General features: G+C 67.1%; 13 protein-coding genes. 5 read left to right on the top strand and 8 right to left on the bottom strand.

From position 1 onward, the window contains the following. Window positions 1-211 precede the first annotated feature (211 nt). The 5 genes from LZP97_RS01870 to LZP97_RS01850 all read right to left on the bottom strand — a co-directional run bounded on the left by LZP97_RS01870 (window position 212) and on the right by LZP97_RS01850 (window position 6022). On the bottom strand, window positions 212-2068 hold the full coding sequence (locus tag LZP97_RS01870; RefSeq protein ID WP_003935112.1) for a putative bifunctional diguanylate cyclase/phosphodiesterase: 1857 nt from the start codon (window positions 2066-2068) through the stop codon (window positions 212-214). Window positions 2069-2112: 44 nt separating this feature from the next. Further along, window positions 2113-4245: an Rv1355c family protein gene (locus LZP97_RS01865; RefSeq protein ID WP_040274517.1), complete on the bottom strand. Its 2133-nt coding sequence runs from the start codon at window positions 4243-4245 to the stop codon at window positions 2113-2115. Further along, a complete protein-coding gene (locus tag LZP97_RS01860) occupies window positions 4242-4925 on the bottom strand; it encodes a hypothetical protein (RefSeq protein ID WP_040274515.1) in 684 nt (227 codons plus the stop codon). Before LZP97_RS01860 ends, LZP97_RS01865 begins: the two co-directional genes overlap by 4 nt. 213 nt (window positions 4926-5138) lie before the next feature. After that, window positions 5139-5564 carry a hypothetical protein gene (locus tag LZP97_RS01855; RefSeq protein ID WP_003935115.1) on the bottom strand — a complete coding sequence of 142 codons (426 nt, stop codon included), beginning with the start codon at window positions 5562-5564 and terminating at the stop codon, window positions 5139-5141. Continuing rightward, window positions 5561-6022, bottom strand: coding sequence for an effector binding domain-containing protein (locus tag LZP97_RS01850; protein WP_040274513.1), 462 nt, complete (start codon window positions 6020-6022; stop codon window positions 5561-5563). The genes LZP97_RS01855 and LZP97_RS01850 overlap by 4 nt, the downstream gene beginning before the upstream one ends. Window positions 6023-6268: 246 nt before the next feature. Here LZP97_RS01850 and LZP97_RS01845 point away from each other — a divergent pair, with 246 nt between their 5' ends. Genes LZP97_RS01845 through LZP97_RS01830 form a run of 4 tightly spaced genes read left to right on the top strand, consistent with a single transcriptional unit; the run spans window position 6269 to window position 10008 of the window. Continuing rightward, window positions 6269-7525 (top strand): class I SAM-dependent methyltransferase, encoded by a 1257-nt coding sequence (locus tag LZP97_RS01845; RefSeq protein WP_040274512.1) that lies wholly within the window; start codon window positions 6269-6271, stop codon window positions 7523-7525. Then, the gene (locus tag LZP97_RS01840) at window positions 7522-8316 is read left to right on the top strand and encodes a hypothetical protein (protein WP_003935118.1); all 795 of its coding nucleotides are present in this window, start codon (window positions 7522-7524) and stop codon (window positions 8314-8316) included. Before LZP97_RS01845 ends, LZP97_RS01840 begins: the two co-directional genes overlap by 4 nt. After that, complete coding sequence (locus LZP97_RS01835; RefSeq protein WP_003935119.1) at window positions 8313-8957, top strand: PIG-L deacetylase family protein; 645 nt, start codon at window positions 8313-8315, stop codon at window positions 8955-8957. Before LZP97_RS01840 ends, LZP97_RS01835 begins: the two co-directional genes overlap by 4 nt. A 10-nt stretch (window positions 8958-8967) precedes the next feature. Then, entirely contained in the window at window positions 8968-10008 is a 1041-nt protein-coding gene (locus tag LZP97_RS01830) for an NAD-dependent epimerase/dehydratase family protein (protein ID WP_040274511.1), read from the top strand. Between the two features lie 20 nt (window positions 10009-10028). Here LZP97_RS01830 and rfbC read toward each other — a convergent pair whose 3' ends face one another. After that, on the bottom strand, window positions 10029-10583 hold the full coding sequence (gene rfbC, locus LZP97_RS01825) for a dTDP-4-dehydrorhamnose 3,5-epimerase (RefSeq protein ID WP_003935121.1): 555 nt from the start codon (window positions 10581-10583) through the stop codon (window positions 10029-10031). Window positions 10584-10654: 71 nt separating this feature from the next. On the opposite strand from rfbC, the gene LZP97_RS01820 reads away from it, so the two are divergent. Continuing rightward, on the top strand, window positions 10655-11785 hold the full coding sequence (locus LZP97_RS01820) for a class I SAM-dependent methyltransferase (RefSeq protein ID WP_040274509.1): 1131 nt from the start codon (window positions 10655-10657) through the stop codon (window positions 11783-11785). Window positions 11786-12305: 520 nt separating this feature from the next. On the opposite strand, the gene LZP97_RS01815 is transcribed toward LZP97_RS01820, so the two are convergent. Continuing rightward, entirely contained in the window at window positions 12306-13844 is a 1539-nt protein-coding gene (locus LZP97_RS01815; RefSeq protein WP_267966309.1) for an oligosaccharide flippase family protein, read from the bottom strand. A 2-nt stretch (window positions 13845-13846) separates the two neighbouring features. Next, a complete protein-coding gene (locus tag LZP97_RS01810) occupies window positions 13847-14878 on the bottom strand; it encodes a glycosyltransferase family 2 protein (protein ID WP_040274503.1) in 1032 nt (343 codons plus the stop codon). Window positions 14879-14880 lie beyond the last annotated feature (2 nt).

Genomic DNA, 14880 nt, shown 5'->3' with positions numbered 1-14880 from the left:
GCGCAGAGTCCAGGCAGGCTCCGCCCCGCATCCGACCGCGTGGCGCCCGCGTGGTCCACCGTGGTCCGGACTGTGGCGCCACCCGCACCGGCAACGGGGGTGTTCATCTCGCGGTTCCGCATCGGAGTCATCCCCATTTCGGAGTCGAGGAGCCTCGGACCCCTTAAAACCTACCTGGAGATTGTTTTAGACACAATAACGGACCGGTGGTTCATTCATGCAGGGGGATCGGCACCTTCCACGGAAGGTCGATTCTTCCGCGGCGCAATACTTCCTCGATCTGCTCGGGCGGCTTCGGCCGACTCAGGAGAAAGCCCTGCGCGCGCCGGCATCCCATGTCCAGAAGCTTGGTCGCTGCCGAAACCGACTCGAGACCCTCGGCCACCACCTCTAAGCCGAATGCCGAAGCGAGTCCCATGATCGACTCGACGATGACGCGATCGCTCTCGCTGCGCTGAAGGTTCAGCACGAACGCCTTGTCGATCTTGAGCGTGTGGACCGGCAGCGACTTCAGGTGGGCAAGTGAGCTGTACCCGGTTCCGAAGTCGTCGATCGCGCAGCACACGCCCAGACGCTCGAGCCGCCGGAGCGTCTTGCGCGAACGTTCGAGATCGCTGACGACCACATACTCGGTGATCTCCAGGCACAGGCACGAGCTGCCGAGGCCGAACTCCTCGAGTGCGCTCTCCACCGTCTCCACGAAATCGAGGCTCACCAGCTGCACGGGCGAGACGTTCACACTCATCCGAATGTTCAGTCCCGGAATACGCCGTCGCCACTCCGCCAACTGCCCGCACGCCGTTCGCAGCACCCAGCCTCCGAGCTCGCCCGCCAGGTTCGTCGACTCGGCCACCTCGATGAACTCGGCCGGCTGCAGCTTGCCCAGCACCGGATGATTCCATCGCACCAGGGCCTCGACACCGAGAATGCTGCCGTCACGCAGGTCGAACTCGGGTTGATAGTCCAGGGTGAGATGCTCGTCGTCGATCGACGTCCGCAGGCTCAGCTCGATGAGGTTGCGGCGCTCGCTCGCGCCTCGCATGTCCTCGGTGTATGCGACGACGCTGTTGCCACCCTTGCTCTTGGCCATCAGCATCGCCTCGTCGACCCGGCCGAGCAGCGCCACCGGCGTGATCCGTCCGGGCTCGCCGACGGCAACGCCGAGGCTGCCCCCGCGGCCTACGACCTGACTGCCCAGCTGCACCGACATCCCGACCGCCCACCGCAGCGCCTCGGCGCGTTCCCGGGCCGCCTCCAGCGACACCGGCCCGTCGAGCACGACGACGAACTCGTCACCGCCGAGGCGTGCCACCATGTCCTTCGGATCACACACGCGCGACAATCGCTGTGCGGTACGGCACAGGAACACGTCGACGGCGGCGTGACCGAGGAAGTCGTTGAGCGGCTTGAGCCGGTCCAGGTCGAGAAACAGAACGGCGACCGGCCCCGGCTGCCCCCGCTTCAGCCGCTCCTCGAGGTGTTCGAGGAGGGCGCGCCGGCTCGCGAGGCCGGTGAGATCGTCGTGATAGGCCGCGTCGCGCAGGTCCTGTTCGGCGCGGACACGGGCCTGCACCTGCGCCAGCAGAGCCGCGATCATCATCAAGGTGTTGATCTCGTCCTCGCTCCAGTCGCGATCACCGGCCTTGATGAAGCCCAGGGTGCCGGTGGTGACGCTCCCGGAGATCAGCGGCACCGCCGCGACCGAGACCTCGGGCACTCCCGAACCCGCGCGCACCCGGTCGGCGTATTCGTCCCCCGACTGTCCCGGGCGGGTGACGGCCGGTTCCTTCATGGTCTCCGTCATGGCGAAGATCGGGTCGGCGTCCCGAAAGTGCACCACTCCCAGAGGGTCCGGGTCCGGCACGAATTCCCGCGGCGGCCACTCGGCGACGAGGACCGTCGCGTGGATCTCGTGATCGTTGTAGCGAAGAAAGCAGGTGTCGACCTCGAAGTGCTCGACGAGCTCCTGGAGCACCCGTTCGATCACCGAGTGATGAGACACGGCGTCCGCCGGCATGAGGTGGGAAGCCACCCGGGTGACGATGTTCTCGAAGCTCTTCTCCGCCATCTCAAACCCCTTGGGAACAGCACATTCGACGCGAGCGGACCGGATCAGGGATGTTTTCGAACTCTATCCGAGCGACGCGCACTGCGAATCCGTTCCGGTCGCGCCCGCGCCACCCGGAGCAGGAGGGCGAAGCGCAGGTCGGCCGGCCGGTCGAACGCGTCGTCGAGCGTCGACTGCAGCTTTCCGAGCGCGCCGAACCGGACCTCCGAAAGCCGGACGAGGTCGGTGTCGTCCTCGGCGTAGAGAAACACCGGTGAAGCAGGCTGGACCGCAAGCCCCAGACTGTGGGCGCAAATCCACACGCTCTCGGCTGCCATCCCCGCACGGACGTAGTCGGCGGGCCGTGGACCCGCCGCGAAGACCGCCACGAGTGCCGAACTGCTCCGCACCCGCATTCCGGTCAGCCGCCCCAGCCCGTGCCCCAGGTCCCACTCCCCGAGTTGATCGAGCACATCGTTTCGAAGCGCCAGGTCGAGCATCGTGCGCTCCGCGTCGTCCATCCCGAGTGTCCGGACGTCGATGCCGCTGTCGATATCCTCCGAATCCGGCCACCGTAGTTCCGAGAGCATCTCGCGTCGCAGAACGGGAGTCAGGTAGCGGATCCTGTCCGATTCTGCGAGCAGCTCCGCGGCCTCGGCGAGGCGATCGGCGCCCGTGACGATCCTGATCCGGCCCCCCTCCTGTTCGGCTGCCTGGTGGAGGGCAGCCGTCTCGGCGTCGGAAAGTGGCGATCCGTCGCCGGGTTGCCGATTGGTTCCGCGGGCGAGCATCGGCTCGTACTGGGCGGCCAGGACCGAGTCCGTTCCGTCGGAGAACTGCATCGTCGCGATCACCTTGCGCGCAGGCTCGCCGACGTCCCGCTCGAGCACCCGGACCGGACCGAGTATCCGGTGTGCCGCGGCAGCGATGCGCGCGTTCTGCAGGGCCGCGCCGAGCGCGACGTAGCTGCCTCGGGCGTGGATGTCGATCGCGGTCGGCACGAAGTCGTCCGCGATGCCGATCTCGAGGGTTCCGCCGCCGGCCGTGACGGACCACGGCTGGCTGTTGCCGCCCGAGGGGGCTCTGCTCGCGGCGTGCAGTACCCGGTCGATCGGATCGTCCGATTCCGGGGGCGGGGGTGCATCCGCATCCGGCCGGTTTCCGGGATCCGCCGGGAGGGTCAGGGCGTCGAGGCAGGCTTCGACGTCCACACGGCCGCGTCCCGAGTTCAGCGGTTGCCCGAGCCCCAGCCGTCGCACGACCGCGGCGACCGTCGCGCCGCCGAGCATCACCTCGCTGCCCAGTTGAGGCCAGGTGGCCAGCGTCTGCTCCACCTCCAGGAGGGAAGCGGCCATCCGGGCCGAGATCCGCTCCGGTCCGAGCAGGCGCAGCGCGTACGGAATCTTCTCCCGGCCCGACAGCGCGGCGAGCCGCTCCGGGTCGATCTCTCCCAGCAGACCGTGGAACGGCCGCCCCTGCTGCAGATCGAAGCGTTCGACGTCGATCAGTCCCCGGTCACTCGTCTCCATCACCAGCGGTACCGCCCGCCGGGCCGCTTCCGCACGCAACGCGACCTTCACGTCCAGCGAGTCGCACTCGTCCACCACGATGTCGAGTCCGTCCACGAACTCGCTGATCGTTTCCGGCCCCACTCCCTCGGGCCACACCGACAGGGGCAGGTACGGATCCAGTTCCGCGAGTCGTCGCGCGGCCACGACCGCTTTGTTCGTGCCCAGATCGACGAGGGAAGCCGGCAGCCGATTGAGATTCGACAACTCGATCGGATCGAAGTCTGCGAGTCGCAGTTCTCCGCACACTCCGTCGAGCACCAGCGCCTGCGCAACCGAGAAGCCGACACTCAAACCGACGATTCCGACCGTCACTTCCTGCAGCCGATCCTGTTCGGCCGACGTCACCTTGTTCCGGTTACGATCCAGCCGTAACCGCCGGAACGAGTTCGGGCCGAGTACGCGGACGACGGTCCGATGCCAGGGGTAATGGACCCACCGCGCCGGCTCGTCGAGCAGGTCGCTCTCCGGCCGCGGGAGCACCTCGCGCAGTCCTCTCACCTGATCGGCGAGACGGTCGACGACGACGAGCCCGGGTTCGGAGCGGAGACGTCGAAGCTCCTCCATGTCCTGCGGCCGGTCCTCCGCAAACACAGAGGGCGTCCATCCGGTCTCGCCGTCGGCGTTCACATCGGCTCCCCGTCGAAGCGGATCCCACCCACTTCTCGTCGGAGTTCGTCGCCGAACGGATCGGTGCGCAGACGGTCCCACCACATGAGCCGGGTCCGATAGCGGGCGTCCGGGTACGGGGTGGCCGGCATGCTCGGGTCGACCACACCCCCGCAGGTCTTCCACAGATCCAGCAGGTTGTCGGCGGCGGTGGCCATCATGTATCGCGAGTCGAGCAGGCCCATGAACTTCGCGCCCATGCGCGCCACGGCAAGCGTGAGTTCTCGGCGCTTGGGCGCATCCTCGGACACCCACGCCGCCTTGGCTTCGATCAGACCGAATGGGATTCGGCTCTCGATCATGCGGCGGAGATGGTCGACGTGCTCCGGCGCGCTCCATTCGGTCAAGGCGTGGGACTCGTCCGCGTTCTGGTAAGGCCCCTGGGCCCGCACCCCGCCCACGACGACCCCCCTTCGATCGAGTCCCGCGCAGAATATTGCCGTGCTCTCCCCGCTTCGCACAGTTTCGTACTCCAGTGCGGATTCGACGCCGAATCGACGATAAGCGCCCAACGCCCGGGCAATGTATTCGTTCCACAGATCCGGCGCCGCACTCGGTGCGGCTGCGACGAACGAATATCCGGAGGCCTGATCCCGGTAGGTCGAGACTCGCTCCCGCACCGAGTGCGATGCGGCGCGCACTGCTCGATCCACGGTCGGCCTCCCGACTTTGCGGGAGACCCCGGTCGGAGTCACCCGGCGGACCACATCGGATCCTCGCGCTCCTCGCGGTCGAAATCCCCGACCCGGGACGGTGCGGATCGTATATGTGGCTGTATGGATCGAGTATGCAGTATCCGGGTGCTCCCCACAGTGTTCACGCCGAAGAACGGTGTTCGAAGCACACAACAGCGTTCAAGCCAGAGATATGTAGAGTTCCGTCAGTCCCGACGGTCCGATGACTGCCACCTCCTCCCGGTGTGCCCGCTCGATCAGCCCCTCCTTCTCGGCGATCTCCACCTGGTGCCACACGTCGTCGACGGGATCGGAGTGCTCTCCGTCCGGCACGAAGCGGGCGAAGTACCCGGCGGGGACCCGTACCAGCGAGTCCCCGATCGTCAGCTCGCTCAGGCCCTCGCAACGACTGCCGATTACCGCATTCCATCCGACCTCGGGATGGCAGATGTAGACCACGAGCACCTCGCCGACGCCGCGCGCGCGGATGCGATCCTCCGTGAAGGCCAGCAGTTCGGACTGCTGGCCGGTCGATCCCGGTTCGAGTCCCGGCAGAACGAGGCCGCCCACATAGTGGTCGTGCAGTTTGGTGAGTTCGAAACTCATTGCACACCAGCCTTTTCCGAGGTCACGATCGACACGTACATGTCGATGCGGTACGCGTGCGGATAGAACTCGAAATCACCGGTGAAGGATCGGACGATCTCGCCGGCCTCCTCGGCCGCACGGATCTGGTCCCACAGATCGATGAAGACGCCGGGGAAAGTACCGGTCGAGGAGAACTTCGCGTACGTCCCGGCCGGCAGGCAGGCAACTATGTGCCCCTCCGTCACCTGGTCCAGCGACTCGCACTGATACCCGACCGTCTGGGTGTAGTAGGAGTCGATGTCGACCGCGTGATCGGTATAGGCGGAGGCCAGCGGACCGCCGAGCTCCTGCTTCAGCACCGCCGACCAAGCCCGGTCGAGCGCGCGGTCGCGAACCTTGCCGAGAGCCCGGCGCGGGCTGCGCACGGGCAGACCGGCGACGAGAGTCCGTTCGCGCTGAACGATCTGAAACGACATCGGGAGACCTCCCCAGGACCTCACAGTACGCCTCGCCCCCGGCGTGCCCGACCCACGAGCGGGGGAGTGAATAGTCCCGAGTCTAGGTGTGTCTACCGATCGGCGCCAAACAGCCGCCAAAACAATATTGAGGTTTGTTTAAGGCTATCGTTCGATCTCTCAGTATGGTTATCTAGTTGAGTCGGACCCGATGTTGCAAAATCTCGCAAGCGCGGTCCCCGGCCGACTGCCCGAGGGGTGTGATCAATGAAGTGCCGACTGTGCGAATCGGAGCGGCTCCTCAGCGTGCTCGATCTCGGTGCCACGCCACCGTGCGAACGCTTCCTGGCCGCGGACGAACTCGACCTGCCCGAAACCACCTATCCCCTGCATCTGCGGTTGTGTGAGGACTGCCTGCTGCTGCAGATCCCGGCGCTGATCACCCCCGAGGACACCTTCACCGAATACGCCTACTACTCGTCGTTCTCCGACTCGTGGGTCGACCACGCCCGGCAGTTCGTCGAAACCGCCGTCCGCAACCTGCAACTCGGACCGGACTCCTCGATCGTGGAGGTCGCCAGCAACGACGGCTACCTGTTGCGGCACGCAGTCGCCGCCGGCATCCCGTGTCTGGGCATCGAACCGTCGGTGAACGTCGGCGCCGCGGCGCGCGCGATCGGTGTCCCCACCGTCACCGCGTTCCTCGACGAAGGACTCGCCGAGGACATTCGCGAGGAGTACGGGCCCGCCGATCTGGTCGTGGCCAACAACGTCTACGCCCACATCCCGGACCTGCTCGGGTTCACCCGTTCGTTGCGCACCCTCGTCGCCGACGACGGCTGGATCTCCATCGAGGTGCACCACGCGCTGAACCTGGTGCGCGAAGCACAGTTCGACACCGTCTACCACGAGCACTTCCAGTACTACACCGTGCTGTCGGCGATGCGGGCGCTGGCCACCGGCGGTCTGTCGGTCGTCGACGTCGAACTGCTCGGCACTCACGGCGGATCGATCCGGCTCTGGGCCCGACCGGACGAGGCCTCGAGCTCTCCTGGAGCACGGGTCGAAGCCGTGCTCGAGGAGGAGCGACGGGCCGGTCTGCACACGACGGCGGGTTACCGCGAACTCGAAGCCCGCGCCCGTTCCGTCCGCCGAACCCTGCTGCGATTCCTCCTCGACTGCTACGACCAGGGCCTGTCCGTCGTCGGCTACGGCGCCCCGGGCAAGGGAAACACCTTGCTCAACTACTGCGGAATCCGGCCGGACCTGATGGCCTACACCGTCGACCGCAATCCGTACAAGCACGGGCGTTACACACCCGGCGCCCGGATCCCGATCCTCCCGCCGGAACAGATCGAGAAGGACCGGCCCGACGTGGTCGTCGCCCTGCCGTGGAACCTGGCGGCGGAACTGACGACCCAATTGCAGTACATCTCCGCCTGGGGCGGCCGGCTCGTATTCCCGCTGCCCGAACTGCACACCACCATCGGCCCTGCCGATTTCGTCAGGAGGATCACGGTATGAAAGTCGTCCTGTTCTGCGGCGGCTACGGCATGCGCATGCGCAACGACCGTACCGACGAGATTCCCAAGCCCATGCAGATGGTGGGCCCACGGCCCTTGCTCTGGCACATCATGAAGTACTACGCCCACTACGGCCACACCGAGTTCATCCTGTGCCTCGGCTACGGAGCGGCCAAGATCAAGGACTTCTTCCTCGACTACCACGAAGAACAGTCCAACGACTTCGTCCTCCACGACAACCGGGTCGAGTTGCTCAACACCGACATCAGCGACTGGTCGATCACGTTCGTCGACACCGGCCTCGAATCCGCGATCGGCGAGCGCCTGCGCCGCGTGCGTGACCACCTGGACGGGGACCGGTACTTCCTCGCCAACTATGCGGACGTCCTGACCGACGCTCCCCTCGACGTGATGATCGAGCGCTACCACCGGTCCGGCGCGACGGCGTCGATGCTCGTCGTCCCCCCACAGTCGTCGTTCCACTGCGTCGATGTCGCCGAGAACGGTGAGATCAAGGAGATCGTCCCGGTCAGCCGCTTCCCGATCTGGGAGAACGGCGGGTACTTCGTGCTCAGTCAGGAGATCTTCGATCTGCTCCCACCCGGCGGCGACCTCGTCGCCGACGTCTGCGGCACCCTCGCCGGGCAGGGCCGGCTGTACGGCTACCGGCACGACGGGTTCTGGAAACCGGCCGACACGTTCAAGGAACGCGCCGAGCTGGACGACAACTACGCCCGCGGCATCCATCCGTGGACCGTGTGGGAGACCGCCCGTGCGACGGTGACGTCGTGATCGAACTGCACGCCCGCGACATCGGGGAGGTCGCGGTGCTCGGAGCCCACTGCGACGACATCGCGATCGGCATCGGCGGCACACTGCTCACCCTGACCGGCCGGGCGACACAACCCCTGCGGGTACGCGCCTTCGTCCTGTCGGGTGAAGACTCGCGACGCGAGATCGAGGAACGCCACGCGCTTGCGGCACTGTGCCCCGGGGCGGACGTCGAACTCACGGTCCTCGACGTTCCGGACGGCCGCGCCCCCGCGTACTGGGACGCGATCAAGACCGCCCTCGAATCCTTCCGGCACACCTGCGAACCCGACGTGGTGTTCGCACCGCAGCGCGGTGACGCACATCAGGACCACCGGTTGCTCGCCGAACTCGTCCCCACCGTCTTCCGCGACCACCTCGTGCTCGGATACGAGATTCTCAAGTGGGAGGCCGACACCCCCCACCCGGTGCTCTACCACCCCCTGACCCGCAAGGTGGCCGAGGAGAAGGTCCGGATCCTGCTCAAGCACTACCCCTCTCAGCTCGACCACGACTGGTTCGACGAACAGGCCTTCCTCGGTCTGTCGCGGCTGCGCGGCGTGCAGTGCCGTCGCCCGCACGCTGAGGCGTTCGTAGTCGAGAAGGCCACAGTCCACTTCTGAAAGGCATGCCATGCGCGTCCTCGTCACCGGGCATCAGGGATACCTGGGCTCCGTCATGGTCCCGGTTCTTCGGGCCCACGGTCACATCGTGACCGGACTCGATTCCGGCCTCTTCGCGGACTGCGTCCTCGGGCCCGCACCGGAGGAACCGTCCGCGATCCGGATCGATCTCCGTGACGTCACCGCCTCGCACCTCACCGGATTCGACGCGGTGGTCCACCTTGCCGCCTTGTCCAACGATCCCCTCGGAGCGCTCGAGCCGGACATCACGTATGCGATCAATCATCAGGCGTCCGTACGGCTCGCACGCTGCGCCAAGGCAGCCGGGGTGCGGCGGTTCCTCTATGCCTCCACCTGCTCCGTCTACGGCGCGGCCGGCGAGGACGCAGTCGACGAGAACGCGCCCCTGCGTCCGCTGACGCCGTATGCGGAGAGCAAGGTGCGGGTCGAGGACGACGTGACCGCCCTCGCCGACTCCGGTTTCTCGCCGGTCTTCCTCCGCAACGCCACCGCGTTCGGATTCTCCCCGCGCCTGCGCGCCGACATCGTCCTGAACAACCTCGTCGGCACCGCGGTGCTGACCGGCCAGGTGCGTGTGCTCTCCGACGGCACGCCGTGGCGGCCGCTGGTACACGCGCAGGACATCGCCGAGGCGTTCGCGCACGCGCTGGTCGCGCCGATCGACCGGATCCACTGCGCCGCGTTCAACGTGGGCATGGAGGCCAACAATGTGACCGTCGCCCAGATCGCTCAGACCGTCGCCGACATCGTCCAGGGCGCGGAGGTCGTGATCACCGGCGAGACCGGTGCCGACCCGCGCTCGTACCGGGTCGATTTCAGCGCGATCCGCAAGGCGTTCGACGACTATCTGCCGCAGTGGACCGTGGCCGACGGGGCAGCCGAACTGTATGCCCGCTACCTCCAGTACGGGTTGACGCGCGAGGGCTTCTCGAACCGGTTCGTCCGGCTCGCCCACCTGAAGCGTCTCCAGGAGGCCGGGGTGCTCGACAGCACGATGCGCTTCGAGCACTCCGGCGCCGGGCGGCGGTGAGGATGCCGGCGTCCGGGCAGTCAGAGGCCGGCCGCCAGGGCGGACCACGGCCCCGCTGCCGCATCCCGGGCGCTGAGCACCGTCACCGGGAGGGGCCATCCGATCGCGAGGTCGGCGTCGTCGTACCGGACCGCCAGATCCTCCGCCGGGTCGTGCGGCCGGTCGATGCGGTAGCACACGTCCGCCACCTCGGTGAGGGCCTGAAACCCGTGCAGAAAGCCTGGCGGCACATAGAGATGGGCGAACTCCACGTCGTCCAGGAGGAAGGCGCTGTGGCGGCCGAACGTGTGCGAACTTCGCCGGATGTCGACCAGCACATCGTGGATCGCGCCGTGCGCGCACCGCACGAGCTTGGCCTCGCCCCGTCCGGACCGTCCGTGCATACCGCGTACAACGCCGCGTTTCGAACGCGACTGCGAGTCCTGGACGAAATCGGCGGCGCGCACTCCGCTCGCGCCGAGGTGGTCGTCGAACACCTGGGCGTCGAATGTGCGGGTGAACAGTCCCCGATCGTCCCGGAACGGCTCCGGGCGCAGGACGACCACATCCGCCAGTTCCGTCGTTTCCACCCGCATCGGCCCATCGTCGCGCATCGACGCCGACCGCGTGGCCGAACCGTGCACCGTTGCGGCGGAAGGAGAGCGCTGTGAGCACCTGCCGAGGATGCGGGAGCCCGGACGTCGAGCGCGTCGTCGACCTCGGCCCGATGCCCGCAGCGGACTGCTTCCCTGCCGTCGACACTCCCGTCACGGCCGACGAGACAGCGCACCCGCTCGCGATGAACCTGTGCCGCGACTGTGGGCTCGCACAGCTCGCCGAGGACGACTCGGTGCCCGACGAGCCTCGTGGAGTCGAACCGCAGGCGCTGCGCGACCAGGCCGCCGCCGCCGTACGTGCTGCGGCCTCGGAAGGTCTCCTCGTCGGCCGGACGGTAGCCGAGTTCGGCAGCCCGCACGGCGGTACCTGGCTTCCGTTGCTCACCGAACACGGCTTCCGGGTAGCTGCGGCGGGCGCCGCGGCCTCGGTGGTGCTCGACTCGTTCGGCATCATGCACGCTCCCGACCAGCGCGCGGCGTTTCGCGAGCGCGCATCGGCTGTCGCCCCCGGCGGCGTGCTGCTGCTGCAGTTCCATTCGTTGGCCACGATCGTCTCGGGGGGCCAGTGGACGGCACTCCGGCACGGGCACTATGCGTACTACTCACTGACCGCACTGCGCGCGCTGCTAGCCGAGGTGGGTCTGTACGTTGTGTATGCCCGCGAGTTCGAACTGTACGGCGGCACCGTGCTGGTCGCGGCACGGCGGACGCCGCGTGCCGTGCCGGCGGCGGAGACCCGGAACATCCTCGAGAAGGAGACGGCGATCGGTGTCACGGACGTGTCGTCGGTACGCCGGTTGCAGAGGGCAGCGGACACGCAGTCCCGCGCGCTGCGCGCCTGGCTCGAATCGTCGGCACGCCGACGGCGACGGATCTTCGCCTACGGGGCTGCGTCCCGGGCGGTAGCGCTCTTCGCACGCGCCGGGCTTGATCGGCGCCTCGTCACCGCTGTGGCAGATGCCTCACCGGCCAAGCAGGGCCGGCGCATGCCGGGAACCGACGTGCCGATCGTCGCGCCGGAGGAAATGATGATGGCGGAGCCCGACCGGGTTCTGCTCACCTTGCCGGATCTACTTCCCGAGGTGCGCGAGCGTTATCGGGAACTGGAGGGCCGCTGGGTACCGCTCGACGGGTACGCACAGGCGTTTCAGCAAGGAGGATTTATCAACGCACGCGCGTAACCGGCGGTCTGATACAGATACTGCCATGCCCATTCCCCAGGGGAGAGCCCGTCCGGACTGGCGATCATCAGCACATCGCCGGCGAAACAGCGCCGGATGATGAATCCCGCACGTGAAAGATGCGGCAGGAACGTGATCACGATGATCTTCCGCCAATGCTCCCGAGCGGCCAGGTCACGAATCGCTCACGCTTCCCCGGATGTCGTCGGAGGACGGGGTGCGAAGCAGGTCACCGTCGGAATCGACGGCTCCGCACACAGACCCGTGAGCCGATCGTCCTCACCGCCGCTGGGATCCGACAGCGCGACGTGTGCCGCGAGACCCCTGTTCGCGAGCTCGATCCCGTAGGCGTAGCGCTCCTCTCCCGGGCCACCCAGCACAACGATTGCGTCTGCCGGGAGGAGGTGATCCTGAGCGGGTGCTACGTACAGGGGGATGCCTCCGGCGACCACCACCAGGAGCACGAAGACGACGAACGACAACCGCCGTCCGATCCGGATCCGTCTCGCCCGAGCGCTCGTCACGCTCTCGTGCATGTCCGTCCCCGGAGACGAGCGATCAGCGACACCCCCGCCGCCCGGATCTCGGCGAAATCTGCCGGGGCGACCAACCTCGTGACGAGGAGATACCCGAGACCGAAGACCAGAACCTCGAGGACGAGCCGGCCGATACCTGCGACGAGCGACAGTTCGTCGGGACTCCCTCCCGATCGTTCGAAGTACATGACGGCGAAGAACATCGGGACGGACGCCGCGACAGGCGACCACATTACCCGCAGCATGTCGCGTCCGGTCACCCCTACTACCGAGCGCGTCACGGCGAGTCCCGTGACCCCGACGACAACTGCCGTTCCGGAGACAGCCAGCCCTACTCCGGACAGCCCGAGCGGAAGAAGCAGGAGGAGCAACGGGATGCCGGAGAGTATCCCCGCCCCCGTCATCCAGTTCATCCGCACGGATCGCCCGGCACCCTTGAGGGACTCCGCACTGACCGAGGTCATCGCCACTCCGATGCCTATACCGGCCATCGACGCCAATGCGACGCCGGCGCCGCGCCAAGGTTCACCGAGCAACAACACGACAGCTGACTCGCCCAGCGCAGCTGTCAATGCCGCCACCGGCACTGTCACCCGCCATATCCATCGGAGAGACCGCAGGAATGCCGCCCGGAACCGTTCGACGTCCGAGGCGATCCTGGAGAAGGCCGGAAACAGGACATACGAGCACACCTGGACGATCGCCATGGACGGGATCAAGGCGATTCGACGTCCGTAGCGGTAGTTGCCCAGAGCCGCTTCGTCGAGACCTCGACCGATGATGGTCAGCTCGACGGCTTCCTGCGCACGTGCAGCCATACCGTCCAGCAGGAGGGGGAAGGAGAACACGGCGAGCTCGCGCCACAGCCGTACCGAGAAGTGTCCGCGGAACGGATTACAGTGCGAGAGCGACCAGCTCGCTGCAATCCATACGGCCAACGATGCGTACGAACCTATCGCAAGCGCCCACACCCCCAGCCCCTGGGCTGCGCATGCAATCGAGACCACCGCGTAGGTCAGGCCGACTGCCGGATCGACGACGACCCGGCGACTGAACTGGAACCGTCGCTGCATGACGGCATCGGGCACACTCGTCGCAGCCGTCAACAGCACCGACCCGGACATCACCGCTGCCACTGTCGCCACTTCGTCGCTGTGGAACAACCACCCGATCATCGGTGCAGCTGTCAGGACCCCGACTGCCATGAGGGATCCCGTCGCGAGGGTCACCCAGAACACGGTGGTGACGGCGTCGTCGACCTCGTTCTCGCGTTGGATCAGCGCCTGGGCCAAGGTCCCATGGGTGAATACCACGAGGAATGTCGTCAGTACCGTTGCCGCCGCGAACACACCCACGATTTCCGGGGTGAGCAGACGTGCAAGGACCAGAGTCTGCACGAAGGTGATTCCCTGGACGAGGACGAGCCCCGCCGCAGCCATTGCCGCTCCACGCCGCAAGCGTCCCGCGAGCGGTCCGACAGGAGGGGCCTCGGCGGACTCCGGGCGTTCCGTAGGCTTCGACATGGTCACCCGGATCCCCGGACGGGGCGGACGATCCGGGCACCCGCGACGCCGTATCGCCGCACAGTGCCCGAGAGGTGCTGCTTGAGGGGATGGACGCGCCGAAGCACGCCCGGCGCGACAGCCAGTGCCGAGACCACAGTGGCAGCTCGGAGACTCGGCTTCTGGCCGAACGCGGTGCGCGCGGCGCGGCGAGCCGAGCGCACGTCTCCCTCGAGCAATGCCCACCGAGCCCGGCGGAGGGACTGGTGGTACCGCAAGCGCCGCAACGTCGGGTCCACGGCACGACGTTGGACCGGCCCCCCGGCTAGAGACAGGAACGTCGCCTGCAGTCGCTCGTCGAAGGCTTCCACCCGGGACGGATCGCGCGAGGACGAGTCCGCTCGCACCCGGCACCGCGCCAATCGGTCGTCGAGCAACCGCACGTCCCAGCCTGCGGCCGTGATGCGCAACCACAGCAGGACGTCCTCCTCGACACCGGCGGGGGCCGTGTAGCCGCCGACAGCATTCCACACGTCGCGCCGGACAGCGCCGCTGTAGTAGGGCACGATCCCTCCGAGCACATCCGAAAACGTCAGTGGCACATCCACGTGACGTTTCCGGTTGCGGTAACTGATACTTCTCAGGTACCCGCGTTCGGTGCCGTCGCCGAAACCGAACAGCGTCGCGTCGCAGCCGACCGCGGCGACGTGTGGTTCCGCCTCGAAGACGGCCCCCACGCGTTCGCAGAAGTCGGGCCGCAGCAGGTCGTCGCTGTCGAGCACTGTGAGCACACGGCCGCGGGCCGTCCCTGCAGCCGCCGTGACTCCGCCGCCGTAACCCCGATTGGCCTGTCGGATCAATCCGATCCGGTGGTCGTCGGCGTATGTGCCGACAATCCGCGCGATGTCGTCCGAGTACCCGTTGTCGACCACGATCAACTCCCAGTCGCCACGGGTCTGGGACAGGACGGACTCGATCGCCTCGGGAAGATACTGCTCGGTACGGTACGCGGTCGTGAGGATACTGAAGAACGGCTCTGGGGACTCGGCGCCCACGG

The organism is Rhodococcus sp. DMF-1 (assembly GCF_021441945.1).
GTDB classification, from domain to species: Bacteria; Actinomycetota; Actinomycetes; order Mycobacteriales; family Mycobacteriaceae; genus Rhodococcus; species Rhodococcus ruber.
This window is presented reverse-complemented; position numbering and strand designations above follow the sequence as displayed.